We start from the raw sequence: 25,682 nt of genomic DNA on the forward strand, positions 1-25,682 counted from the left end.
ATAAAGAAAGGATGCCTTAGGCATCCTTTCTTTCGCTACAGGCGTCAGCGCTCACGCCTCACGCCTGACGCCTGACGCCTCACGCCTCACGCCCCCTGCTGCTCATTCAGCTCCAGCGCCCAGTTCGCACGGTCGTCGGGACTGAATTTCCAGGGCGCGAAGTTGTTCTCCACGTTGCTGTACATCGCGTTCCATTCGCCGGGCTGGTTGGATTCTTCCAGGGCGAGGTAGCGCTTCAGCTGGTTGATGATGTGGAGCGGGTCGATGAGTACGGGGCACACCTGCACGCAGGCCTGGCAGGAGGTGCAGGCCCAGAGTTCCTCGGTGCTGATGTAATCGTGGAGGAGGCTCTTGCCGTCGTCCTGGAACGTTCCGCCGTTCGCGGCCGTATGGGCGCCGATCTCTTCCATGCGGTCGCGGGTATCCATCATGATCTTCCGCGGGGAAAGCAGCTTGCCGGTCTGGTTGGCGGGGCAGGCCTGCGTGCAGCGTCCGCACTCGGTGCAGGTATAGGCGTCGAGCAGGTTCTTCCACGTAAGATCGGGCACATCCTTGGCGCCGAAACGCTTATGGCCTTCTTCGGCCGGGGCGTTGGCAGCGGCGCCGGGATCCATGGCGTAGAGCACCTCGCGCTGGATCTCGGGCATGTTGACCATCTGCGCCTGCGGCTTCAGGCGGGCGAAATACGTGTTGGGAAAGGCCAGGATGATGTGCAGGTGCTTGGAATAGGGGAGGTAGTTGAGAAACACGAAGATGCCTGCGATGTGCAGCCACCAGGCGCCGCGCTCGATGACCAGCAGCGTGCCGACACTCAGGTTCTGAAACAGCGGCGTGATGATGCCGGAGATCCAGAAGTTCGTCTGCACGTCGCGGTAGTGCCCGTATTGCTGCAGCTGCAGCGACTTGTCGGCCGCGTTCATGAGGAGGAACAGCGACATCAGCACGATCTCGAACGTGAGGATGTAGTTGGCGTCGCTGCGGGGCCAGCCGGCCAGTTCTTTCATGTTGAGGCGCTTCACGCGGACCACGTTGCGGCGGAGGAGGAACACGACGCAGGCTGCCAGTACCGAGAAGGCCAGGAATTCAAAGAAGTTGATGACGAAGCTGTAGAAGCCGCCGAGCCAGGGGGCAAACAGGCGGTGCGTGCCGAAGATGCCGTCGAGCACGATCTCGAGAATTTCTACGTTGATGATGACGAAGCCGGCGTACACGATGAAATGCAGGAAGGCCACCATCGGCTTGTCGAACATCCGCTTTTGCCCGAAGGCCAGCAGCAGCATATTGCGCCAGCGGGCGCCGGGGTTGTCTTTGAGGTCTTCCTCGCGACCCAGGTTGATGTTCCGCCGGATCGTCGTTACCTTTCGGGCGAAGATCCAAACGGCTGCGGCGGCGAGAAGCACGAACAAGAGTTGCTGGAAAAGCTGCACCATCGGAGATTCTTTTTAAGCTAATTTAACCGCCGTAAAAGTAACAGATGGCTGCCGATATTGCTGCAAAGAATTCGATCCTTTCCGCCGACGCCGCAACGCGCCGCATTCGTCGTATGGCTTTCGAAGTGGCCGAGCAGCACGTGGATGCCGAAAGCCTCGTGCTGCTCGGCATAGAGGGCAACGGCACCATCGTGGCCACGCAGCTGGCGCAGGAGCTGGCCACCATTCTCCCGGTGCCCGTAACTACCGGCACGGTGCGCATCAACAAAAAAGCGCCGCTCGATGCCCGCCTCGACCCGGCGATCCCGCTCGAGGGCCGCGTGGTGCTGCTCGTGGACGATGTATCGAACACCGGCAAGACGCTGCTCTACGCCTTACGGCCGCTGCTCGAATTCCAGCCCCGCGCCATCCGCACCCTCGTGCTCGTTGAGCGCGCGCACAAGCTCTTTGCGGTGCAACCGGATTTTGTAGGATTGTCCGTGTCGACCACCTTGCAGGAACACATAACGGTGGAAACGGATGGCCAAACGATTACCGGCGCTTTTTTGCATTGAGGACGGACGGCGCATGCCCATCCACCGCATCGGGTCTTACCGTTGTCGCAAAATACCCCTGTTGGTGCATTTTGCGACAGCCGGCGTGACGTTATTGCAGGTCGGCGCCTGTTTGGTGCAAGTCGGCACCTGTTTGGTGCGGGTCGGCATGACGTTATTGCAGGTCGGCGGCTGTTTGATGCAAGTCGGCATCTGTTTGCTGCGGGCCGGCAACGATTTCGTGCCTGTCGCGAACCGTTTGACGCGGGGCGCCGGCTGTTTTACGCTGCCCGGCGTCTACGGGGCTCGCAAAGACATCAGGCTTGCAACGCAGGCTGAATGCCGGCTAAAAATGCAGCCAGTGGCCTTTTACCGAGCCGTTGGAGAATTCCAGTGCCGGCGCCGGGAACTTGAGGATGTTTACCGAATAAAAGATGCTGCGCAGCAGCTTGCTCCTCGTGCGGATCTGCGTCAGGTCGATATCGGGTGCGAGGTACCACTGGCGGTAGCGCCTGATGTCGCGCCGGTCGAACGTCAGGGCGCCGTCTTTGGTGGCCGTGTTGTCGAAGCCGCCGTACATCCCGTCGGCTCCATAGCCAACCGATAGCCGGAGCCACTTCGGCAGGTTCCAGGCCTTCGGAAGCGGGAAGGAAAGCCAGTAGGTTTGGGCGTTGTAGTCTTTCAGCAATTTGTTGGGCAGTGACGTTCCGTAAAGTGCGCGGGCCCGTTCTTTCAGTTCAGCCGGGTAATCGTAGACGTGCGAAGAAAATTTGAGCCGGATCTTTTGTTCCTTCCAGGTCAGTTGCTGCCCCGCAAAGAGGGCCGCGCCGAACAGGTCGGCACCGGCGTCGCCCCAGCTCCAGCCCCATTCCGAGGAGCGGCCGTCGAGGTATTCGATGCCCAGCATGAAGGCCAGCCCGGAGCCGGCAGCCAGCAGCGTTGCGCCCCTGTTGCTATACCCCGACCAGCGCCAGAGCCCGAAGCCGATATGGCTCATCGAGTACACCGCCCAGGCATGCCCGGCCTTGTCCATTTGCTGCCATTCGGCCACGTCGTTGAAGCTGTGAAAAGGGGAGCGGGGATAATCTTTGTACCAGGCCTGGCTGAGGCCGGCCAGCATGCCACCGTAGATGCCCACGCCCATACCGTCCACGATCCATTTGCGTCCGGGATACGCGTTCGTGGCAGGCTTCGCCGCCACCATCTGCGCCGCGGTAAACCGGTGCGACTCCACCGCTACCGCACCAACGCGCCCTTTGAGCGGCGCCAGTGCCGTATCCTGTGCCTTCGCTGCCTGGAGCAGCAAGCTGAAAAAGACGAACCATAACTTCTTCACGCACCAAATGTACATACCTGTAAATTCGCAGCAGCCGGTACCTTTACCGGCTCTTTACATACCGGTTAAACGAAAACCCACGGAATATGGATGCAGCTATAGAAAAGAAAGTACAATCCTGGCTTGACGGCGCCTTTGACGACGAAACGAAAGCGGCCATCCGCGACCTCCAGGCGTCGCATCCCGACGAACTGGCTGACGCCTTTTACCGCAACCTCGAATTCGGCACCGGTGGCCTCCGCGGCATCATGGGCATCGGCACCAACCGTATGAACAAATACACGGTAGGCATGGCCACGCAGGGCTACGCCAACTACCTGAAGAAAAGCTTTCCCAACGAGGAAGTACGCGTGGCCATCGCACACGACTGCCGCAACAACAGCCGCTTTTTCGCCGAAACGGTCGCCAACGTGTTTGGCGCCAACGGCATCAAGGTCTTTCTTTTCGAGGAACTGCGCCCGACGCCGGAGCTCTCGTTCGCCATCCGCCACCTTGGTTGCAAAGGCGGCGTAGTGTGCACGGCCTCGCACAACCCGAAAGAATACAATGGCTACAAGGCCTACTGGACCGACGGCGGCCAGCTGGTGCCCCCGCACGATAAAAATGTGATCACCGAAGTAGAGGCGATCGCCTCCGTTTCGGACGTTAAATGGAGCGGTGGTGAGCACAACATCACCAGCATCGGCGCCGAGCTCGATGCCGCCTACCGCCAGATGGTGAAAAGCCTTAGCGTGTACCCCGAAGCCATTGCCGCGCAGTCGGACCTGAAGATCGTTTATACATCCATCCATGGTACGGGTATCAAGATGGTGCCGCAGGTGCTCGCCGACTTCGGTTTCCGCAACGTGCACATCGTGGAGGAGCAGGCCACACCCGACGGCAACTTCCCGACGGTGGTGTACCCGAACCCCGAAGAAGCCGAGGCCATGAGCATCGGTCTGAAAAAAGCGCAGGAACTCGATGCCGACATCCTCTGCGGCACCGACCCCGATGCCGACCGCGTGGGGGTGGGTGTAAAAGATCACCACGGCAACTGGGTGCTGCTGAACGGCAACCAGACCGCCGTGCTGGCGTTCAACTACATGATGGAAAGCCGCCGCGAAAAGGGCATTGCTCAGCCGAACGACATGGTCGTGAAAACCATCGTGACCACCAACATGATCGACGCAATCGCGGACGCCTTGCAGGTGAAATGCTACAACGTGCTCACCGGCTTCAAATGGATCGCGGAACTCATTCGCGGCAAGGAAGGGCAGGAGCACTACATCATCGGCGGCGAAGAAAGCTACGGTCTCATGATCGGCGACCAGATCCGCGACAAAGACGCCGTTTCCGCCGTGGCCCTGCTTTGCGAGATGGCCGCCTATGAAAAGAACAAAGGCCGCTCACTTTTCGGAAAGCTCATCGACCTGTACGTGCAATACGGCTGCTACCGCGAGCACCTCATCTCGATCACCCGCAAGGGCATGAACGGGCAGCAGGAGATCGCCGATATGATGGAGCGCTTCCGCAACAACCCGCCGCAATCGCTGGGCGGCGTGAAAGTGGCGCAGCTCCTCGACTACCAGAAACAGGTGGCTACCGACCTCGCATCGGGCGGCACCACGCCCATCACGCTTCCGAAGTCGAACGTGCTGCAGTTTGTGCTCGAAGACGGCAGCAAGGTGAGCGCCCGCCCCTCGGGAACGGAGCCGAAGATCAAGTTCTATTTCAGCGTGAAAGCACCGCTGGCCTCCGCCGGGCAGTTCGACGAAGTATACGGCGGGCTGGAAGGAAAGATCGACGCGATCGTGAAAGACCTGGGCGTGTAAGCACCCCGATCGAAATAGCAAAAGCCGGGCCTGTGCCCGGCTTTTGTCATTTGCTGCGGTTACAGCGTAACGCTCAGGACGATATGAAAGGACTTGTGCCCTTTCATATCCCAGGGGCTCATCCGGCGCAGCGCGCCCTGGATCCGCTGGAAGATGATCGGGTCGGGGAGGTCGGAGGTCCGGATATTTTTGGCCACACCTTTTTCCGTCAGGTCGAATTCGATCCGGATGGTAATGTTGTAGGTGTCGGTTTCGCTTTTGAGATTGTCGGCACGGTAGTGCAGCGCTCCGAACAGGTATTCGTTGAAGGCGCGCCTGCCGCCGATGTATTCGGGCTCACCGTTGCCTTGCGACGCACCCGCTTCCTCCATCTTTTTCTTGATGTACGCGCTCCGGGTATCTTTCAGAACCTTGCCGGAAGCATCGCTGATGTATTCATATTCCAGCGCACCGGTGGCGGCGTAGCCCCGCATTTCCGCGGCCTTGCCTTCGATGCTGGATTCAAACAGCACGACGCCCTCCGGAGAATAAGTACGGTTTTCTTTCCGGCCCGCCGTGTCGGTGCCCGAAAAGCGCAGCAGGTAGCCGCTTGCGGCATATTCCCAGGTGTAGGTAGCGCGGGGCGCGCCGTTTTCGTACAGGATCGAATCGGTGCGCTGGCTGTCTTCGTTCCAGTAGCGCCACCAGCCCGCTTCCTGGCTGTGGATGTAGTACCCTTGCTGGCTCTTCACACCGTTGTCGTGAAAAAAGGTGCAGGGGCCGTCCAGCACCTGCAGGCTGCTGTCGAAAAAGCCATGCAGGATCTTGTTGCCGCTGGCAGCGTCCAGGAGCAGCAGTTCCCAGTGTTCGCCCTGCTGGCGGCCCACACCGGTAATCGGGGCCGTGCTGTCGCTGACGACCTGCATTTGTTCGTTGAAGTGGAAAGTGCGGAGCTCTTGCGCACCGGAGGTCAGGCTGCTGCCCAGGGCAAGCAGGAGGATAAGCAGTTGGCGGTTCATGAGCCGCGAAATTATTGCATCGGGCGCAAATGGAAAAGTGCCCCGCCGGGGGCACTTCACACGTAAAGGATGGACTTAGTTCTTTACAATCCCTTTTCAGGTTTTCTAAAGTTAGGGAAAGTCGCGCAATAAAAAGTTCATCCGGCTCGGCGGCCGGGTGCCGGCCATACCCGCGGTACCCTCCGGGCATATTGCTCGTAGGCAGCACCAAACTCGAGCCGGAGCTTGGCTTCCTCGTAGCGAAGGGCCAACAGGGTATAGCCGTGCACCACGACGTTCATCACCAGCAGGGAGGCGTAGGGAAACAAACCAAAGAGGCCCCAGATGGCGAGGAAGGTGCCCAGGTACAGCGGGTGGCGCACATAGCGGTGCACCCCATCGATACGCAGCTCATTGGGCACCTCGCTGTGCTGCACGAGGCTCCGGAGCCCGCTCAGGCTCAGGAAGTACTTCCGGATGCAGATGCCCATCAGCGTGGTGCCGGTAATGGCCAGCAGGCCTCCCGGAATGCGCCAGAGCGGCCCCAGCAGCAAGGGCGAGCGAAGGCGCAGCTGGAACCACAGCACCGCTACAAGGCTGAGGAAGGCGAACGCTACATAGGTACTGCGGTAATAGGGGCGTAGCGCGGGTAGCCGGGCAAAGAGCGCACGCTTGAGCCGACCGCTTGCCAGCACACTGTGGAAAACGCCGTACAGGGTCCAGAAGAAGCCCAGCAGGATATGGTTTTGCAGCATTGTCAGAAAATATTGTTGAGCTCGGCACAAGGCCACCTTTACCAGTGCTGCTATCTTTGTGCCATGAGGAAGTTTGAGGATACGTATCGGCACATGGGACTGCGTAAAAAGCTGGTGGAGTTGCTGCGTTCGAAAGGTATCCAGAATGAGGCCGTACTCGAAGCGATCAACAAGATCCCGCGTCATTATTTCCTGGATTCCGCTTTTGACGAAGTAGCGTATGAAGACCGCGCTTTCCCGATCACCGCCGGACAAACGATCTCGCAGCCCTATACCGTTGCCTACCAGACGCAGCTGCTCGACGTCAAGCCTTTCCAGCGGGTGCTGGAGATCGGAACCGGCAGCGCCTACCAGGCTTCTGTACTCGCAGAACTCGGTGTGCAGGTATTCACCATCGAGCGCCAGAAATCTCTGTTTGAAGCAACGAAGCAGTTTACCTTCCTGCGCAAATACCCGAATATCAAATTCTTCTACGGTGATGGCTTTGAAGGATTGCCCACTTATGGTCCCTTCGACCGCGTGCTGATCACCGCAGCAGCGCCTTTTATCCCGCCCAAACTGGTGGAGCAAATGAAGCCCGGTGGCATCATGGTCATCCCGGCAGGTGAAGGCGACATCCAGGTGATGAAGCGGATCATCAAGCAGGAAGACGGAAGTATCAAAGAAGAGACCTACGACAAGTTCAGCTTTGTGCCCATGCTGGAAGGGAAAAATGGTTAATTCGAGGTATAGGCCCTTCGTTACCGTTCAGTACTTTTGCCCCGGTCTTTGCTGAGACTGTTGACAAGCGCGCCTCCAGCGGCTGCTCCCTGGCGCGCTCCCTTTTTTCATTCCTAAAGAAGTCGTTATGAAAACGAGCTACTTTACGGACCGCAGCGGCGTGGAGCAGAACGCCTTGCAGTCCCTGCGCCGGTTCGAGGCGCAACCGGCGATTCAAAGGATCGCCGTCTTTCCCGACATTCATTATTGCTCCGAACGCTCGATACCCGTGGGTGTGGCCTTCCGGACCACGGATGTATTTTTTCCACTCGTAACTGGGAAAGATACCGGCTGCGGCGTTGCCTACGGGCGTATTCCGAAGAAGGACCTCAGGCGTCCATTCGATAAAATGCGCCACTACCGGGCCTTTGAGCGCGCAGTACACGGCATGACCGATGAAGGTCTCGGCGGCGGAAACCACTTCCTGTCGCTGGAGGAATCGGACCAGTATTTCTACGTGATCGTGCATACCGGCAGCCGCAACCTGGGCATTCACCTGTACCAGGAAGCCGTGGCCCTTTTGCAACAGCACAACCCGGGACAGGATTGGCTTCCGGTCGAATACGCAAGCGCCGGATGGCGGAGCGTCTACGACCGCGTTTTGCAGTATGCGACCGCGCGTCGCCGTGAATTTGTTGAAAAGGCCTTTGCTTTCCTCGACAGAAACAACTACCTCGCCGGCGGATCGTTCACCTGGGCCGATAGCCAGCACAACCTGCTGGAGTTTACCGAAGCAGGAGTCATCCACCGGAAGGGCAGCACCCAATTAACGGGAGCCGGGGAAGTGGTCATACCCCTGTCCATGAGCCGCGGCTCGCTGATCGTGCGGGCAAACACCTGGCACGCTGCGTTGGAAGCGTCTTTGCACAGCAGCGCTCATGGTGCCGGTCGCCGGCTGAGCCGCACCGACACGCTGAAGCATTGGTATTCGCTGAAAAAGTCGGACAAAGACGCCTACCGGGCCCGCTTCCCGGAGTTGCTGAACCGCCGCGGCGCGTTCGACAGCAGCATCCTGCAGGAGTTCGATTTCGCCTACAAAGATTCGGCGGAGCTGCTGGCTACACAGCCACAGCTCCTTAAAGTGGATGAAACCCGCCCGATGCTGACGGTAAAAAACACCGGTATGTAAAAGATCCCCGCCTTCGCGCGGGGATCTTCCTGTTGCGCCCGCACGGTTTCGCCGTCCGGTACTCCCATTTCGGCCTTTGACATGTGTGCTGCACCGTTGTTTGTGGCGCTGAGCGCGGCCGAAGCGCCAAACTCTGCTTATCTTGTCGGCGAACACTGACTTATGCGAATCGTTCCTTTTGTTGTTTCCACGCTCGCCACGGTGGCGCTCGTGTTGGCGCTGAACCGGAAGTGGGGCCAGGCGCCCGCCATGGGCGCCTTCTTGAGCCCGCAACAGGGTTTCTGGCAAAACGCCGAGCCCGCCGATTTCGATTACAACGCCAACGTTACCCTGCCGGGACTGAAAGGCAGGACCAATGTATATATAGACGACCGCCTGGTGCCGCACGTTTTTGCCGAGCAGGAGGAGGACGCCTATTTTGTACAGGGATACCTGCATGCGAAATTCCGCCTCTGGCAGATGGAGTTCCAGACCATGGCGGCCGCCGGCCGCCTGTCGGAGATCGTGGGCGAGAACCCGGCCCTACTGAAATATGATCGTGGCCAGCGTCGCCTGGGCATGGTGTCCGGGGCTGAAAAGACCCTGCAGGCCATGGAAGCCGATGCCGAAGGCAAGAAATATTTCGATGCCTATACGGCCGGTGTCAATGCCTGGATCGAAGGAATGACGGCTGCGCAGCTTCCGCTGGAGTACAAGATCCTCGGCTACAAGCCGGAGCGCTGGAGCAACCTGAAAACGGCGCTGTTCACGAAGGCCATGGCCAAAGACCTCGCAGGTACCGAGCGCGACCTCGAGTTTACCAACGAGCGTTCCGTGCTTGACCTGGCCCAGATGCGTATGCTGTACGGCGACCTTTCCGATTCATCGATGCCGATCGTGCCGAAAGGGACGGCCTTCGCCGCCCCGGGCATCGTACCGGTGAAGCCCGCCGGTGCCGATTCCGCTTATTTCGGCAACGACAGCTCGCTGCGCGTCCATCCCATTCCGCAACCGCCACGCGAGAACGGATCGAACAACTGGGCACTTGCCGGAAACAAGACTGCAAGCGGGGCGCCGATCCTGTGCAACGACCCGCACCTGAACCTCACGCTGCCCTCCATCTGGTTCGAAATGCAGCTGCATACACCTACGATGAACGTCTATGGATGCACCTTTCCCGGCGCACCCAGCGTGATCATGGGCTTCAACGACAGCATCGCCTTCGGCACCACCAACGCCATGCGCGACGTGCGCGACTATTACCGCATCCGCTTCCGCGACCGCTCCAGAAAGGAGTATTGGTACCAAGGACAATGGACAGCCGCGCAGCTGCGCATGGAGGAGATCCGCGTGGCGGGCGGCGCAACCGTTCACGATACCATCGCCTATACCGTTTTCGGCCCCGTGCTCTACGATGCCTCTTTTGAAAGCGAGTTGCCCGGCAACGAAGCCCTGGCCTGCCGGTGGACCGCGCAGGAAGGCTCCAACGAAGGCGCGCTCTTTTTCGGGTTGAACCGGGCTAAAAACTACGACGACTACCGCCGCGCGATCAGCCTGCTGAAGACGCCGGGGCAGAATGTGATCTTCGCCAGCAAGAAGGGTGATATCGCCATCTGGCAGCAAGGCAAGTTTCCCGCGCGCTGGGAAGGGCAGGGGCTCTACGTAATGCCGGGGGAAGACGACAGCTATGCCTGGCAGGGATTTATCCCGGAAGAAGAAAACCCGCACGTGCACCAGGACAGCGGATTTGTGCAAAGTGCCAACCAACGCCCCACGGACAACACCTACCCGTATTTCATTCCCGGCAATTATATCACACCGAGGGGCATTACGATCTACAACACGCTGCAAGCAGCGCAGGGCGCCACGCCGGAAACGATGATGGCCCTGCAGCAAAGCACCTTCAACAGCCTGGCGCAGGATGCCGTTCCCTTCTTTCTTCAGTTCCTCGACCGTGGCCAGCTTAATGCCCGCGCCAATGCATTTTACGACGAACTGGCCGGATGGGATTTTTACGAACGCGGCCCCTCCAACACACCCACGATCTACCACACGTTTCTGGATACGCTGAAAAACGCGCTGATCGGCGATGAACTCGCACGGGTGCAGGGTCCAACCACCTGGCCCGACGAACAAACGATGATCGAAGCACTGTTGCGCAATCCCGAAGCTCCTTTTGTGGACGATATCCGAACACCTGAAAAGGAAACGCTGGTGCGGCAGGTGCTGCTGTCTTTTCAGCATGCAACGGCGGCCTTGCAGCTTCTCAAGAGCTCAGAGCTGCCCTGGATGCATCAGAAGAAAGCCGCCATCCGGCACTTGCTGCGCGACAGCTTCTTACCGTTCTGGCACAAGAAGCTGGACGTGGGCGGCAGCAACGCTACGCCGAATGCCATCACACAATACCACGGTCCCAGCTGGAGGCAGGTAATCCAGTTGTCAACACCGACGGTCGCATACGGCATTTATCCCGGCGGCCAGAGCGGCAACCCGGGCAGCCGCTTTTACGACAACTTCACCGACGACTGGGCGCGGGGCAAATACTACACGCTGTGGCTGATGGCCGAGTCGGAAGCCTCCGACCGTCGCGTTCGCTGGAAAATGACCTTCAAACCTTCATAACCGTTCTATGCGCTTCCTGGTTTCTGTATTGCTGATCGCTCTTCTTTCGTTTATTGCCGGCCGTTACTTGCCCTGGTACAGCCTCGCGTTTGTCGCTTTCGGCGTTGGCGCCTTCGTGCCCCAACGCCTCCTGCGCGCCTTCCTGTCCGGATTTTTAGGAATTTTTTTGCTATGGTTCCTGCTGGCCCTGTGGCTGGATACCCGGAATGAACAATTACTTTCGCAACGCGTCGCAGAGCTGCTTCACCTGGGTCAATCGTCGGTATTGCTGCTCCTGGTCACCGGGCTGGTGGGCGGGATCGTTGGCGGACTGGCGGCCCTGAGCGGGGCTTCGCTGCGCGCAACGCCGGTGACCAAAGCCGGTATTTAACCAACACTGTTTATGCGTTCAATTCTTGCAACCCTCCTCCTGTTGCTGGCCGGCTTTGCCGTGCAGGCACAGAAAGTAACCGGTAAGGTCACCGATCAGCAGGGGCAGCTGCTGCCGTATTCATCCATCCAGGTAAAGGGCAGCGGCATCGGGGCTACGGCCAACGCGCAGGGCGTTTTCTTGCTGCGCCTGACGCCGGGTGAATACACCATCACCTGCCAGCATGTGGGTTACCAGCAGCAGGAAAAAACGATCACCCTGGGCAAGGAAGACCTGGAGCTGCACTTTCAGCTGCCACAACAGCAACTGACACTAAGTGAGGTCATCGTAAAAAAAGGCGAGGATGCCGCCTACGAGATCATCCGCCAGGCCATTCGCAAACGGCCGGTCTACCGCGACGAATTGAAACGGTTTACGACACAGGTGTATACAAAAGGCCAGTTCCGCCTCCGCGATTTTCCGAAAAAGTTCATGGGCCAAAAGGTCGACTTCGAAGACGGCGACACGAGCAAGCGCAAAATGCTGTACCTGTCGGAAACCGTTGCCCGCTACTCGGTGGAGCTGCCGCGGCAGTCGAAAGTGGAAGTGCTCGCCACCAAGGTGAGCGGACAGTCGGATGGCTTCGGCCTCAGCGCACCGCGCATGTTTTCGGTTTACGACAACCTGGTGACGGTGGGCACGGGCCTGTCGCCGCGCGGCTTTATCTCGCCCATCTCCGACAATGCCCTGCATTACTATAAGTATAAATACGAGGGCTCGTTCATGGAGAACGGCAAGATGGTGAATCATATCCTCGTGATTCCGCGCCGCAAGTTCGAGCCCCTGTTTCAGGGATATGTGAACATCGTGGAAGACGAGTGGCGCATCCATTCGCTCGAGCTGGTGACCGTAAAGGCCTACGGCCTGCAAACCCTTGATACGCTGCGGATCCAGCAACTGTATGTGCCTTCCGGCACCGGCCCCTGGGTGCTGCGCAGCCAGGTGGTTTATCCCACCATCAAGATGTTCGGCTTCGACGGCTTTGGCTCCTTCGCAAATGTCTATTCCGATTACAACCTGAACCCCGATTTCCCGAAAGGCTATTTCGACAATACGATCCTGCGCTACACGGACTCCTCGAACAAGAAGACCGAAGATTATTGGGCGCAGACACGGCCCATCTCGCTCGAGCGCGAGGAAGTGGAAGACTATCGTAAAAAAGACAGCCTGGAAAAGCTGCACAACTCACCAGCCTACCTCGATTCGCTGGACCGCGTGCGCAACAAGATTTCCCTGCAAAGTCTTGTATTGACCGGCCAGACCTTCAGCCGCGAAAAAAAGCGCACCTCGCTTTATGTCTTCCCGCTGCTGGGCACCTTCAGCTACAACACGGTGGAAGGTTTCGTGGTCGACGCAAGAGCCACCTACACCAAGCGGCTGGATACGTTCAGCATGAGCCGTCGTTCGTTCAGCATCACTCCCGAGGTTCGGTACGGGTTCAGCAACCAGCACCTCAACCCGAACCTGACGCTCAACTACCGCTTCGGGCAGAAGCGCTTCCGGAGCATCACGGTAGCAGGTGGCTCCGACGTGTTCCAGTTCAACAACGACAAACCCGTCAGCGAATTTCTCAACACGTTTACCACGCTTTGGGACAATATCAACCGCCTGAAGATCTATGAGGCCCGTTTCCTGCGGCTCAATTACGAGCAGGGGCTGGAAGATGGTTTCCTCGCCAATGTGGGCCTTCAATACCAGGACCGGATCCCGCTGGAGAACACGTCCGACTACGTGTTACGCGACAACAAGGAGCGGCTGTTCACACCGAACTTTCCCGATCCGTTCACCGACAGCAACATCACGCGGCATCAAGCCTTTATCCTGTCGGCCGGACTTCGCTGGCAACCGGGCACGCGCTACGTGGAGTTCCCGAATCGCCGGATCAGCATCGGCTCGCGCTACCCGGTATTTTCGGTCAATTTCATACAGGCCCTCCAGGGGCCGATGGGAGGCGACGTGCAGTATAGCAAATGGAATTTCGGTGTCGCCCACAGCATCAACCTCCGCCTCGGCGGACGCATGAATTACCAATTCCAGCTGGGCGGCTTCCTCAACAAGGATTCGCTGCAATCGCCCGACTACATTCATTTTAAAGGAAACGCCACGCGCTTCAGCGAGTCGTATGCCGGCCGCTTCCAGCTGGTGACGCCCTACTATTTCAGCAACGCGAGCAAGTTTTACACGGCCCTCTTTTTCGAGCACCATTTCAATGGCCTGCTCACCAATAAGATCCCGGTGATCCGCAACCTGAAGTGGAACCTCGTTGCCGGCGCCAACGCCCTTCACTATGCGCCGGGGCGCACGTATTTCGAGCCGTTCGTAGGCCTGGAGAACATCCTGCGGATCTTCCGGTTCGATTATATTATGGGCTTTGAAGACAATGGCATCCGCCGACACGATTTTCGTCTTGGATTTTCGTCCGGGTTATTTGGACGGCGATAAGGAAGTCGTAGTTTTGCGGCAAACCTTCAACCTATGTCCCTTAGCCACACCATGCTGCAACCCGCGGCACCAACACCAACACCCGCCATTTCCACCCAGACGCCTTCGCTGCTGGCCGCCATGGTGCTGAGCGTATATGCCGCCCAGCTCAGCCGTCGGAAAATGCGCCGCCTCAAACGCCGCGCGTTGTGGTTGCTGGCGAAGGCGCAGCTGCGTTCCTTCTTTCGCCGCGACAGCGGCCTCTCCACGCGCACGCTCCTGTACATCCTGCTTGGGCTGATTGTCCTGATCCTGGCCTTTACGTTCCCGGTGCTGGCCCTGATCGTACTGATCGCCGCCGTCATCTACCTGCTCGTAACAAACCGTTAAGAGGCGCGCGCTGCCGGCCGGAAGTGTTATCTTTGCGGCGTTTCCGCCCCGCGGAACAAGCTTTGTTCACCCTGCAAGTGTCCTGAAAGTTTGAAACTATGCCCGTACTACACAACCGCGTCTCCAACGAGGAGCTGAAGCAACGCATGCTCGCCGAAACCGAGCCACGCAGCACGATTTCTTTCTATTGTTATTTCCCGGTAGCCGACCCGCAGGCTTTCCGCGATGAGCTGTACCTGCAGCTGAACACCCTACAGGTGTTCGGTCGCATTTACGTGGCGGCGGAGGGCATCAATGCGCAGGTCAGTGTACCGGAATCCAGATTCAGCGCCCTGCGCGACTATCTCTATTCCATCGGTCCGCTCAACGGGCTGCGCCTCAATGTAGCCGTGGACGATGACGGGAAGTCGTTCTGGGTACTCCGCATCAAAGTGAAGGAAAAGATCGTTGCCGACGGGATCGATGACCCGGCATTCGACATGAGCCGGCGTGGGGATTATATCGCCGCCGAAGACTTCAACCGCATCATCGACAATCCCGATACGGTGGTAGTGGATATGCGTAACCACTACGAATACGAGGTCGGGCATTTCGAGAAAGCGCTGGAAGTGCCTTCCGACACCTTTCGCGAGCAGCTGCCGATGGCGGCGGATATGCTGGAAGGGCAGGAAAACAAGACGATCGTGATGTATTGCACCGGCGGTATCCGCTGTGAAAAGGCCAGCGCCTATATGCTCCACCGCGGGTTTAAAAAGGTGTATCACCTCGAAGGCGGCATCATACACTACGCCAACCAGATCCGCGAAAAAGGCCTGGAGAGCAAATTTCACGGCAAGAACTTCGTTTTCGACAACCGCCTCGGCGAGCGCATTACCGAAGAAGTGATCGCTCATTGCCACCAGTGCGGCAAGCCGGCCGATACGCATACCAATTGCGTCAACGAGGCCTGCCACCTGCTGTTTATCCAGTGCCCGGAATGCCAGGCGCAGTATGCAAATTGCTGCAGCCGCGAGTGCCAGGAGTTTACGCTGCTTCCCCGCGAACAACAGCTGGAGCGGCGCAAGGGACTCGAGAAAGAACACAATATCTTTCACAAGTCGAAAGCCAGACTGCGCCCGAAGCTCCGGGAACTGGGGCGCAAGCTGGAAGAATAAGGAATTACGAATCATTCAAAGGCCCACCCCGGGCCTTTTTGCTTATTTTGCGCAGAATGCGCCGCCTCCTTGCTTTTTGCTGTGTACTGCTCCTGCTGTTGACGCTGGGTGGCCGCTCGCTCTTTTTCGAGCTGCGGTTGGCGGAGCTGCGCACCGAGATGCGTACGGCTATCGCCGAGGGCACCAGGCCCGCATCGGTTGCGGTTTTCTCTTTTTCAGCAACCGACAGCGCCCGGGTTCATTGGCTGGAAAACGGCCAGGAATTTGAATGGAAGGGGAAGCGGTACGACGTGCTCAGCCGGCGCCGCTCCGGCGAAAAAACGCTGATCCAGGCGATCCCTGATGACCGGGAGACGGTGCTGGTAGCGGGTTTTCGCCAACAGCAAGGGAAGAGTGGCGGCCTGCCCGCCTCGGTACTGCTGCTCAAGCTTTCGGGAATGTCGTACCTGGCGCCTTCAACCCTGGAAACCATTCCGGCTGAAACGACCATCCTTTCCGTACACAATCGCCGTTGCCGGCAGTTGCTGCCGCAAACCTATCGATCGCGCCCGGGCCGGCCACCGCGGACGCAGCCTGCATTTTCCTGATCGAACCCTACTTTTTCCCGAAACAAACAACTGTTCATGAAGCATTTGCTTTTGAGCGCCGGCCTGCTGGCCTGCGCCACTATTTCTTTTGCACAAACTACCGGCAAGGGCCGGGTAATCGATAACGATACGCAGGAGCCGCTCGCCGGAGCCAACGTCCTGGTCAATGGCGTTCGCCTGACCACTGATGCCAAAGGCTATTTTACCTATGACTGCAAGCCGGGTTCCCGCTTCTCCGCAACGTTTGTCGGCTATGCACCGTATGAAACGATGCTGTATACCTGCGCCGATGATGTGACCCTTGGTCTCGTTCGCAACGATGGCCTGTTGAACCAGGTGGAGATCACCGCTACCTCGGCGCAGAACAAGAACCTGCTATACCAGCCCTCGTCCATCACCAAGCTGGCTCCGCAGCAGCTGCAACGCAGCACCGGCCTTTTTCTCGACGATGCCATCAATGCAAACGTACCGGGTGTACAGATGCAGCGCCGCGCGGTTTCTTCGGGCCAAACGATCAACATCCGCGGCTACGGCAACGGCACCCGGGGTGGGAACGGCGTTTCTTCCAACTTCGACATACAGGGAGTGAAAGTTTACCTCAACGGGATACCGGTAACGGATGCAGAAAACATCACGGTGCTCGACGACATCGACTTCGGCTCGATCGGCAACGTGGAAGTGGTGAAAGGCCCGGCCGGCTCACTCTATGGCCTGGCCATTGCCGGCGCCGTTAACCTCCGCACCGTGCGCCCGGAGGCCGGGAAGTCCTCCGTCGGGCAGCAGCTACTCCTCGGCAGCAATGGGCTGGAGCGCTATACGACCACGTTCCAGCACGGCACCCAGCGCTCGTCGATCCTGCTCAACTACGGGCACCAGGAGTCGAATGGCTTTATGCCGCACAATGCATCCCGTAAAGACTTTGTCAACTTCGTGGGCGAGTTCAACCCGAGCGAGAAGCAAGGGATGAGTGTGTATGCCGGCTTCAGCAACAGCTACGACCAGCGGGCCGGCGAGTTGACCATTGGCCAGTACGACACGCTCAACTTCACCGGCAACCCGGCGTATATCAAAAACGACGCGCATTCGCACGTGCTGAGCGTCCGCCTGGGCTTTACGCACACCTATGCGTTCTCCAAAAACCTGAATAACACGACCACGCTGTTCGGCAGCGGCGTGATGAACGACGCCAGCTCCGCCGGCGGCTGGACCGACAAGGTGCCGGTTAATTTCGGACTGCGCTCCACCTTCCAGACACGCTTTTCATTGGGTAGAAATGTGACGCTCACCGGTCTCAGCGGCGTGGAATCCCTCAACCAGCGCGCGCAAACCCTTGGCTACCCGATGGTGGCCGACAGCGCTAACCTGGCGGGCTACAACCGCATCGGCGCCATTCGCAGTAATGTGGCGACGAAGACCGGCAACAACTCCCTGTTTTCAGAATGGACGCTCGCCCTGCCTAAGGACTGGTCGTTCACCGCCGGATTGGGCTGGAGCCAGATGCTCATCGAGCTCAACGACCGGCAATTCAACGTCGCCAACAACCGGCCCAACAACCGTCCTGCCGACGTGTTCCGCAAAAATTACAGCGGGCTCCGGGCGCCGCACTTTGCCGTCAACAAGGTGATCGCCGGGAAGTACTCGGTGTTTGCTTCGTACAGCACGGGGTACAAGGCGCCGATCAGCTCGTATTTCTACATTCCCTTTGTGAGCGGTACCGTGGGAACGGGCGAGGTGAATGTCAACCTCGAGCCCGAGAAAGGACAGCAGGTAGAAGTAGGCACCAAGGGCTCGCTCTTGCGCGGACGACTGCAATATGAGTTCACCTACTTCCATTCGGACTTCCGGAACAAGATGACCACGAACGCGGTGCCCGGCCCGAATGCTGCTACCTCTTATACCTACGTCACCAACGGCGGCAACCAGGTGCAGGACGGTCTTGAGGCTGCTATCCGCGTGAATGCCGTGCAGAATGCCTCGGGTTTCTTTACACAGGTGGCGCCCTTCGCCAACGTAACGTGGATCTACGGACGGTATAAAGATTTCCAGTTCGAGCGCTTCCGCGTTGCGCCGAACAACAACAAGGACAGTGTCATCGATTGGAGCGGCAAGCGCGTTGCCGGGTTGCCGCCGGTTATCTACAATGTGGGTGTGGATGTGGTAACGCGTCCCGGTCTTTACGCCAACGTGTACTACGCGCACCGTGATGCCGTATACCTCACCTCCGACAACCTGGAATCGCAGCGGGCCTCCGCATTCGGGCTGCTCAACGCGAAGTTGGGCTTCCGTCATTCCTTCGGACAGCACCTCAGTATGGATGCGTTCGCCGGCGGGTCCAACCTGACCGGTGAAAAGCACTATATCATGGTATTCATCAACCAGCTGCCGGATGCATATGTTCCGGGACCAACCGATGCCCAGTGGTTTGGCAGCATCTCGCTTAAGTATCATTTTTAACGCAAACAGCGGTGGCCCGTAAGGGTTGCCGCTTCTTTTTCTTATGAAAAAAAATCATTGGATCGTTATTCTCGCACCGCTACTATTCGCCTGCGGCCGCTTTCAGAACAAAAGCGAAGGCGCCGGCGGTCAGCGGATCGTGTGCGTATCGAAGCAACTCACCGAGTTCCTGTTTGCGCTGCACCAGGGCGATAAGATTGTGGGCGTTGACCTGAGCAGCACCTTTCCCGAAGAAGCCAAAAAGAAAACGACCGTGGGGTATCACCGGCACCTGAGCGCCGAAGGCATTGCCGCCCTCGACCCGACGCTGGTGGTGCACCAGGGCGATGTTGCGCCTGCAGAAGTGATGACGCAACTGGCACAGCTCAAGATCCCGGTAAAAGTGTACCCCGCAGGAAGCTCGCTCGACAGCGCGAAGGTTGTGTTGAGATTGCTGGCAAAGGAGTTCGGACAGGAGCGTATTGCGGACAGCCTCAACCGGCAGCTCGATGCCGACCTGGCAGCCGCACAAGCACAGGTGGCCCGGTACCCGTCGAAGCCCCGTGTGCTGGTGATCCATTTCGGGCAGCAGCGCAACCAGTACTTCGTGATCGGAACAAGAGGTGCAGCGAAAAAAATGATCGAGCTGGCAGGGGGGGAGCAGGCAGCCGATACCAGCGGTTTCCGCAACCTGAGCCCGGAGATCATCGTAAAGCTTCAGCCCGATGTGATCCTCGCCACTGACTTTGGTTGGGACCGGCTGGGCAGCCAGGAGAAGCTACTGGAGCTGCCCGGTCTGGCGCTGACGCCAGCTGCAAAGACAGGCCGAATCTACCGAATAGAAGAGCACGACCTCCTTTATTTCGGTCCCCGCACGGGAAAGAACATTCAAAAGTTAGCCGAAATTATTCATCGTTGATGAACAAGCTGCGTATCCTGCCGCTTCCGTATTTCTACGGACTCCTGCTGCTCCTGCTCTTGCTGCTCTTTGCCTGGTCGCTGGGAGTGGGGGCGGTGCCAATCCCGTTCGCCGAATTGCCCGGGCTGCTCCGGCACCATGCTGCTGGTACGGGCAAGGTAAACGCCCTGCACGAATCGCTTTTTTTCCAGATCCGCTTGCCCCGCAGCCTGTTGTGCCTGCTGGTAGGCGCTTCACTTTCGGTGTCGGGAGCGCTGATGCAGTCGCTGTTTCGCAATCCCATCGTGGAGCCCGGCCTGGTAGGCACCTCGGCGGGCTCGGCGCTGGGCGCAGCCTTGCTCATTGTGCTGGGACAACATGCGTTTTTCAGCAACTTATCCGGGCTCGGCTTTTTGCTGGCCCCCACCTGCGCGTTCATCGGGGGCATGGCCGCAACGCTGCTTGTCTATTATTTCTCCGCCTCGGTCCGCCGCGTCAACGTGGCGGTGATGATCCTCGCCGGCGTGGCCGTCAACGCGCTGGCCAATGGTGGCACCGGATTCCTGGCCTACATCGCCCGCGATCCGCAGGCGCGGTCCATCACGTTCTGGAGCCTTGGCACGCTGTCGGTAGCCAGCTGGAAGATGGTGGGCATCGTTTGTATTTCTACAGTGACCGGCATCGCGCTGGCGCTGCGGCTGGCCCGGCCGCTCAACGCGCTGCAACTAGGCGATGCGGAAGCCCGCTACCTGGGTGTGCGCACCGAACGCCTCAAGTTTTCGGTAATGCTGGTCAACGCGCTGCTGGTAGCGGTGGCAACCTCTATGGTGGGCATCATCGGCTTTGTGGGACTGATCGTTCCGCACCTGCTGCGGATGCTCCGTGGGTCGGACAACCGATTCCTCGTTGCCGGTTCGGCCCTGCTCGGCGCCTCGGTGTTGCTCGCCACCGACATGCTGTGCCGCGTGCTGATTGCCCCGGCCGAAATGCCCATTGGCATTGTGACGGCCTTTATAGGCGCGCCGTTATTCCTGTACCTGCTGGCCCGCGCACGCGGCGGTGGAAAAGGAGGTTTTTATGCTTGAGACGCTGTCTGTTCAGTATAACGTAGGGAAAAAAGAGCTGCTCGCTTCGACCAACCTTTCTTTTGAAGCCGGCCGCTTCCACGTGATCATGGGTCCCAACGGTGCCGGCAAATCGACACTGCTTCAACTCCTAGCCGGCGAGCTGAAGCCTGCCGCCGGCACGGTTACACTCGACGGTGCCGACCTGCGCCAGTATTCGCAACTGGAACTCGCCAGGCGCCGCGCTGTGTTGTCGCAGCATTACGCATTGCAGTTTCCGATTGCCGTTCGCGAAGTAGTTCGGCTGGGACGTTACCCACATGCCGGAAGCCTCTCGCGTGCAGCCGAGGAGCAACTGATCGACAACTGCCTTGAAGCCCTCGATATGCTTTCTTTTACCGTTCGTGACTACACGACACTTTCGGGCGGCGAAGCGCAGAAGGTGCAGATGGCGCGCGTGCTCGCGCAATTGGGCGGAATCGAAGCTACCGGAAAGTTGTTGTTCCTGGACGAACCGGTATCCCACCTCGACATCCGTTTCCAGCACCGGCTTTTACAGGCAGCGAAGCAGCTCACCGATCGTGGAAATACGGTCGTGGCCGTGTTGCACGACGTCAACCTCGCGCTGCGGTATGCCGATCGGCTCCTGTTTATGAAAGAGGCGGCTGTGCGTTATGACCTGGCGCATCCGGGTTCACTTACACACGAAATTCTTTCCGGTGTATTCAGCGTCCAGGCACGCATTCTGAGGCAGGAGGGGCACGCCCCGGTCGTTATTTTCGAATGAAGTGGGCCGCAAAGGCATTTGCCCTGCTTTCGATCAAAAGGTAAGGGAGCGCTAACCGGCGGATAGCTGCTTTTGTATACGCGCAAAGACCTCGGCCTCACTGAGCGCTTGCGGAACAAAGGTTTGTCCTGTCACCTTTTCATACAGTTCCATATACCGCTCGCTGATTTCCCGGATCCATTCGTCGGACATTTCCGGAACGACCTGTCCTTCCTTTCCCATGAATTCGTTTTGGATCAGCCACTCCCGCACAAACTCCTTGCTCAGTTGCTTCTGGTGCTCGCCGCGCGCCTGGCGCCCGTCAAAGCCGTCTGCGTGAAAGTAGCGCGAGGAGTCCGGGGTATGAATCTCGTCCATTAGCACGATGTTACCTTCAAAAAGTCCGAATTCATATTTCGTATCGGCGAGGATCAGTCCCTGCTTCCGGGCCAGCTCGTTGCCACGGGCAAAAAGTGCCAGTGCGTAGGTGCGGATTTGCGCCCATTGTTCCGGCGTAGCGAGTCCCTGTACCAGCAACTCTTTCTCGGAAATATCTTCATCGTGCCCTTCGTCGGCCTTGGTGGAAGGCGTGATGAGCGGCTCGGGGAAAAAGTCGTTCTCGCGCAGGCCGTCGGGCATCAGGGCGCCACAAAGGATGCGGCCACCGCTGTTGTAGGTGCGCCAGGCATGGCCGCACAGGTTGCCCCGCACCACCACTTCGATCTTAAAAGGTTGGCAGCGCTTGCCGTAAGCCGCATTGGGCGCCGGTGTGGACAGCAGCCAATTCGGGCAAACGGCGCGCGTGGCTTCCAGCATGTAGGCCGCCAGTTGGTTGAGCACCTGGCCTTTGAAGGGAATAGGACGGGGGAGGATCACGTCGAACGCGGAGATGCGGTCGGACGCGATCATCACGATGTTCTGCTCACCTATATAATATACATCGCGGACCTTACCGCGGTAAAACCCGGTTTGTGCGGGGAACGTATGGGGTGCCATGCCCCGAAATTAGGACCGTGTCGGTAGAAGGTGCTCTTTCATCTTTGCACGTCATCAGGCGCACGGTGGAAATAAAAATTTTAACACATTGGCTTTCCTGTGTATTTTTCCGCCCGAAAACTATGTGCCTCAAAGGGTTCGATCGAACTCCAAGTGGCGCGGAGAAACAACCTATGTTGTTCCAAAACAAAATCAATCATTTATGAGAAAAAGCTTGCGCTTAACGTCCACTTCCCTGGTGGCCGTGCTGTTCTCGCTATCGGTGTCGGCACAAAACGTAACCGTTACCGGAAAGGTGAAGAACAACAACTCCAAGGAGAACGTACCCGCTGTTTCCGTCACGGTGAAAGGAGCCTCACAGGGCGCTTATACCGACGACAACGGAAATTTCCGCCTGACGGTGAACAAACTGCCCGTGACCCTGATCGTTAGCTCGGTAGGCTTCGAGAGCCGCGAGGTCACTGTTTCGAGCGCTTCGCAAGCCCTCGACATCGACCTGATGCCCGCCTCGGTGCTGGGACAGGAAGTAGTTGTGTCGGCCACCCGCGCCCCCGAGCGCATCCTCGAAACGCCGGTGACTATTGAGCGCCTCGGCAGCACCACGCTCCGCAACGTGCCCGCCCCGAGCTACTTTGAGGCGATCAACAATCTTAAAGGCGTGGACATGCATACCGCCTCGCTCACGTTCCGCACGGTAACAACCCGCGGCTTCGTAGCCAGCGGCAACACCCGCTTCAACCAACTGATCGACGGTATGGACAACCAGGCCCCCGGCCTGAACTTCTCGGTGGGCAACATCATCGGCCCCTCCGACCTCGACATCGACAACATGGAGATGCTCTCCGGCGCTTCCTCGGCCCTCTACGGCTCAGGCGGTATGAACGGTACGCTCCCCATCAACACCAAGAACCCCTTCAAGTTCCAGGGACTAAGCTTCCAGGTGAAGCAGGGCATCATGCACCTGCAGGACCGCAATCAGAAGCCTTCTCCTTACTACGACTGGTCGGCCCGCTACGGCAAGGCCTGGAATGAAAAGTTCGGCTTCAAGGTGTCGGCTCAATTCATCAAGGCCAATGACTGGCAGGCTTACGACTACGACAACGTGCAGCGCACGAGCGTGGTAAGCAAAGTAGTAGGCGGCAACCGTACCACCGATCCGAACTACGACGGTGTGAACGTGTACGGCGACGAAACTTCCGCCAACCTGCGCCTTGTTTCGCAGCAGGTGGAAGGTGGTATACGCGCCGGCGTTCTTGGTGCTACGGGCGGCACAGTCGATCCGAACAACATTGCGGCGCAATACCTGTCGCTGTTCCCGACGCCGAACGCTACCAACCTGAGCGCATTCCTGAGCAACCCCGCAATCCCGGCCGCCCTGCGCCCGACGCTGGCCCAGTTCATCCCGCTGTATCTCGAGAACCGCAACGGTGCTGTAGCCAACCAGAACGTGTCGCGCACGGGTTACAATGAGAAAGACCTGGTGGACTACAACACCATCAACTTTAAAGGAACCGCCGGCCTGTTCTACAAGATCACGCCGCGCATCGAAGCTTCGCTCAACACCTACTGGGGTACGGGTACGACGGTTTATACCGGCGCGGACCGCTACTCGCTGAAGAACCTGCAGATGGCCCAGCATAAGCTGGAAATCCGTCACCCGAACTGGTTTGTTCGCGGCTACACGACGCAGGAGAATTCCGGTGATTCGTACAACGCCACCGTTCTCGGCCGTATCATGAACGAGCGATTTAAGGCCAGCACCGGCGCTTCGGGCTGGTACACGCAATACGCCGTGGCGTATGCACTCAGCCGCTTCAACGGTGCGTCTGATTATCAGGCACATGGTCTTGCGCGCAGCAATGCCGACCAGGGTATGCCGATGCCGGGCACACCTGCTTTTGAAGCCCTGAAGAACGCTGTTGCCAGCGCTCCGATCGGTAAAGACCCGCAGGTTAACGGCGCCAAATTCCTCGACCGCTCCGACCTATGGGCTGCCGAAGGCCAGCTGAACTTGTCGAACCTCGCCGGCTTCTCCAACCTCGTCGACGTGATCGCCGGCGTACAGTGGAAGCAATACGTACTCAACTCGCAGGGCACCCTCTTCGCCGACACGACTGGCGTGCTGAAGCCTTCCGAGATCGGTGGCTACGTGCAGTTGAAGAAGGCGCTGTTCAATAACATACTGACCCTGACCGCTGCCGGCCGCTACGACAAGCACACCAACTTCGAAGGCCGCTTTACGCCCCGCGTGACTGCCGTGATCAAGGTGTTCAAAGACAACAACATCCGCCTGTCGTACCAGACGGCTTATCGTTTCCCGACCAACCAGGATCAGTACATCAACCTCAACGTAGGTTCCGGCCTGCTGGTGGGTGGCCTGCCCTCGTTCCAGTCGTACTACGGCCTCGACAAGAGCAGCAGCCCGGGTTATACGTCGGAGTCGGTGATCGCCGCCCGTACGTCTTCGGATCCTTCCAAGCTGGTTCCTTACCAGTATAAGGAGCTGAAGCCCGAAAGCGTTACTTCTTACGAGATCGGTTACAAAGGCGTAGCTGCCAAGCGCTTCTTCTACGATGCTTATGCATACTACAGCCAGTATAAAGACTTCCTTGGCCGCGTGGCCGTGGTGCAGTCGCTGACGGGCTCGCCCGCCGGTGCCCTCGACCCGAGCTCCGCTTCTTCGCGCAACATTTCCTACGTACAGAACTCCGACCAGCAGGTGAAAGCTTTCGGCTGGGGTGTGTCGGCTGAATTCAACATCGTTCGCTCGTACTATATCTACGGCAACGTGTTCTCCGACGAGCTGAAGGACGTTCCCGAAGGTTACATCACCTTCTTCAACGCTCCGAAGTACCGCACCAACCTCGGCGTCCGTGCCGATAATGTTTGGAAAGGTGTTGGCTTCAACCTCGTTTGGAAGTGGCAGGATGTGAACAACTACGAAGGCACCTTCGTTAGCGGCACGCTCCCGGCTTACCACACGATCGATGCCCAGCTGTCGTACCGGGTTCCGAACACCAAGTCGGTGTTCCGCATCGGTGCCACCAACCTGGCCAACCAGTACTACCGCAGCGGCTACGGCAGCCCCTACGTCGGCGGCCTGTACTACGCTTCGTTTGGTTACAACATCTTCTAGCCCCCAAAGGGGTACGTAGGCTCAAGAGCTTCTACGTACAGAAATTTCGCTTAGCTAATAATCATGTAAAAGCCCGGTTCACTTTGTGATCCGGGCT

General features: G+C 58.5%; 20 protein-coding genes. 15 read left to right on the plus strand and 5 right to left on the minus strand.

Annotated features, from left to right (window positions below; all coding sequences use genetic code 11):
* Positions 1–86 precede the first annotated feature (86 nt).
* On the minus strand, positions 87–1,430 hold the full coding sequence (locus tag E0486_RS03980) for a 4Fe-4S dicluster domain-containing protein (protein WP_207906194.1): 1,344 nt from the start codon (positions 1,428–1,430) through the stop codon (positions 87–89).
* A gap of 44 nt (positions 1,431–1,474) precedes the next feature.
* Between E0486_RS03980 and E0486_RS03985 the strand changes: the two genes are divergently transcribed.
* Positions 1,475–1,984 carry a phosphoribosyltransferase family protein gene (locus E0486_RS03985; RefSeq protein WP_131850849.1) on the plus strand — a complete coding sequence of 170 codons (510 nt, stop codon included), beginning with the start codon at positions 1,475–1,477 and terminating at the stop codon, positions 1,982–1,984.
* A gap of 325 nt (positions 1,985–2,309) precedes the next feature.
* Here the strand turns inward: E0486_RS03985 and E0486_RS03990 are convergent, their stop codons facing one another.
* Positions 2,310–3,299: a DUF2279 domain-containing protein gene (locus tag E0486_RS03990; RefSeq protein ID WP_165917185.1), complete on the minus strand. Its 990-nt coding sequence runs from the start codon at positions 3,297–3,299 to the stop codon at positions 2,310–2,312.
* 86 nt (positions 3,300–3,385) lie between these two features.
* Between E0486_RS03990 and E0486_RS03995 the strand changes: the two genes are divergently transcribed.
* Complete coding sequence (locus tag E0486_RS03995; RefSeq protein ID WP_131850851.1) at positions 3,386–5,110, plus strand: phospho-sugar mutase; 1,725 nt, start codon at positions 3,386–3,388, stop codon at positions 5,108–5,110.
* A gap of 59 nt (positions 5,111–5,169) precedes the next feature.
* Here the strand turns inward: E0486_RS03995 and E0486_RS04000 are convergent, their stop codons facing one another.
* Positions 5,170–6,108, minus strand: coding sequence for a toxin-antitoxin system YwqK family antitoxin (locus E0486_RS04000; RefSeq protein WP_131850852.1), 939 nt, complete (start codon positions 6,106–6,108; stop codon positions 5,170–5,172).
* 137 nt (positions 6,109–6,245) lie between these two features.
* Complete coding sequence (locus tag E0486_RS04005; protein WP_131850853.1) at positions 6,246–6,842, minus strand: methyltransferase family protein; 597 nt, start codon at positions 6,840–6,842, stop codon at positions 6,246–6,248.
* A gap of 63 nt (positions 6,843–6,905) precedes the next feature.
* Here E0486_RS04005 and E0486_RS04010 point away from each other — a divergent pair, with 63 nt between their 5' ends.
* From E0486_RS04010 to E0486_RS04065, 12 genes are all read left to right on the plus strand, one after another.
* Positions 6,906–7,562 carry a protein-L-isoaspartate(D-aspartate) O-methyltransferase gene (locus E0486_RS04010; protein ID WP_131850854.1) on the plus strand — a complete coding sequence of 219 codons (657 nt, stop codon included), beginning with the start codon at positions 6,906–6,908 and terminating at the stop codon, positions 7,560–7,562.
* A 127-nt stretch (positions 7,563–7,689) separates the two neighbouring features.
* Positions 7,690–8,730: an RtcB family protein gene (locus E0486_RS04015; protein ID WP_131850855.1), complete on the plus strand. Its 1,041-nt coding sequence runs from the start codon at positions 7,690–7,692 to the stop codon at positions 8,728–8,730.
* A gap of 162 nt (positions 8,731–8,892) precedes the next feature.
* The gene (locus E0486_RS04020) at positions 8,893–11,331 is read left to right on the plus strand and encodes a penicillin acylase family protein (RefSeq protein ID WP_131850856.1); all 2,439 of its coding nucleotides are present in this window, start codon (positions 8,893–8,895) and stop codon (positions 11,329–11,331) included.
* A gap of 7 nt (positions 11,332–11,338) precedes the next feature.
* Entirely contained in the window at positions 11,339–11,701 is a 363-nt protein-coding gene (locus tag E0486_RS04025) for a hypothetical protein (protein ID WP_131850857.1), read from the plus strand.
* A gap of 12 nt (positions 11,702–11,713) precedes the next feature.
* A complete protein-coding gene (locus E0486_RS04030; RefSeq protein WP_131850858.1) occupies positions 11,714–14,182 on the plus strand; it encodes a DUF5686 and carboxypeptidase regulatory-like domain-containing protein in 2,469 nt (822 codons plus the stop codon).
* A gap of 33 nt (positions 14,183–14,215) precedes the next feature.
* Positions 14,216–14,551, plus strand: a complete 336-nt coding sequence (locus E0486_RS04035; RefSeq protein WP_131850859.1) for a hypothetical protein — start codon at positions 14,216–14,218, stop codon at positions 14,549–14,551.
* A 98-nt stretch (positions 14,552–14,649) separates the two neighbouring features.
* Positions 14,650–15,705, plus strand: coding sequence for an oxygen-dependent tRNA uridine(34) hydroxylase TrhO (trhO, locus tag E0486_RS04040; protein ID WP_131850860.1), 1,056 nt, complete (start codon positions 14,650–14,652; stop codon positions 15,703–15,705).
* Between the two features lie 56 nt (positions 15,706–15,761).
* Positions 15,762–16,292 (plus strand): hypothetical protein, encoded by a 531-nt coding sequence (locus tag E0486_RS04045; protein WP_131850861.1) that lies wholly within the window; start codon positions 15,762–15,764, stop codon positions 16,290–16,292.
* Positions 16,293–16,328: 36 nt separating this feature from the next.
* Positions 16,329–18,746 (plus strand): TonB-dependent receptor, encoded by a 2,418-nt coding sequence (locus tag E0486_RS04050; RefSeq protein WP_131850862.1) that lies wholly within the window; start codon positions 16,329–16,331, stop codon positions 18,744–18,746.
* Positions 18,747–18,789: 43 nt separating this feature from the next.
* A complete protein-coding gene (locus E0486_RS04055) occupies positions 18,790–19,644 on the plus strand; it encodes a heme/hemin ABC transporter substrate-binding protein (protein WP_131850863.1) in 855 nt (284 codons plus the stop codon).
* Entirely contained in the window at positions 19,644–20,708 is a 1,065-nt protein-coding gene (locus tag E0486_RS04060; RefSeq protein WP_131850864.1) for a FecCD family ABC transporter permease, read from the plus strand. Before E0486_RS04055 ends, E0486_RS04060 begins: the two co-directional genes overlap by 1 nt.
* A complete protein-coding gene (locus E0486_RS04065) occupies positions 20,701–21,474 on the plus strand; it encodes a heme ABC transporter ATP-binding protein (protein WP_131850865.1) in 774 nt (257 codons plus the stop codon). Before E0486_RS04060 ends, E0486_RS04065 begins: the two co-directional genes overlap by 8 nt.
* A 51-nt stretch (positions 21,475–21,525) precedes the next feature.
* Here the strand turns inward: E0486_RS04065 and E0486_RS04070 are convergent, their stop codons facing one another.
* A complete protein-coding gene (locus tag E0486_RS04070) occupies positions 21,526–22,449 on the minus strand; it encodes a phosphoribosylaminoimidazolesuccinocarboxamide synthase (RefSeq protein ID WP_131850866.1) in 924 nt (307 codons plus the stop codon).
* A 202-nt stretch (positions 22,450–22,651) separates the two neighbouring features.
* Between E0486_RS04070 and E0486_RS04075 the strand changes: the two genes are divergently transcribed.
* Positions 22,652–25,585 (plus strand): TonB-dependent receptor, encoded by a 2,934-nt coding sequence (locus E0486_RS04075; RefSeq protein WP_131850867.1) that lies wholly within the window; start codon positions 22,652–22,654, stop codon positions 25,583–25,585.
* Positions 25,586–25,682 lie beyond the last annotated feature (97 nt).

The organism is Flaviaesturariibacter aridisoli, from assembly GCF_004343705.1.
In the GTDB taxonomy this organism is placed as follows: domain Bacteria; phylum Bacteroidota; class Bacteroidia; order Chitinophagales; family Chitinophagaceae; genus Flavisolibacter; species Flavisolibacter aridisoli.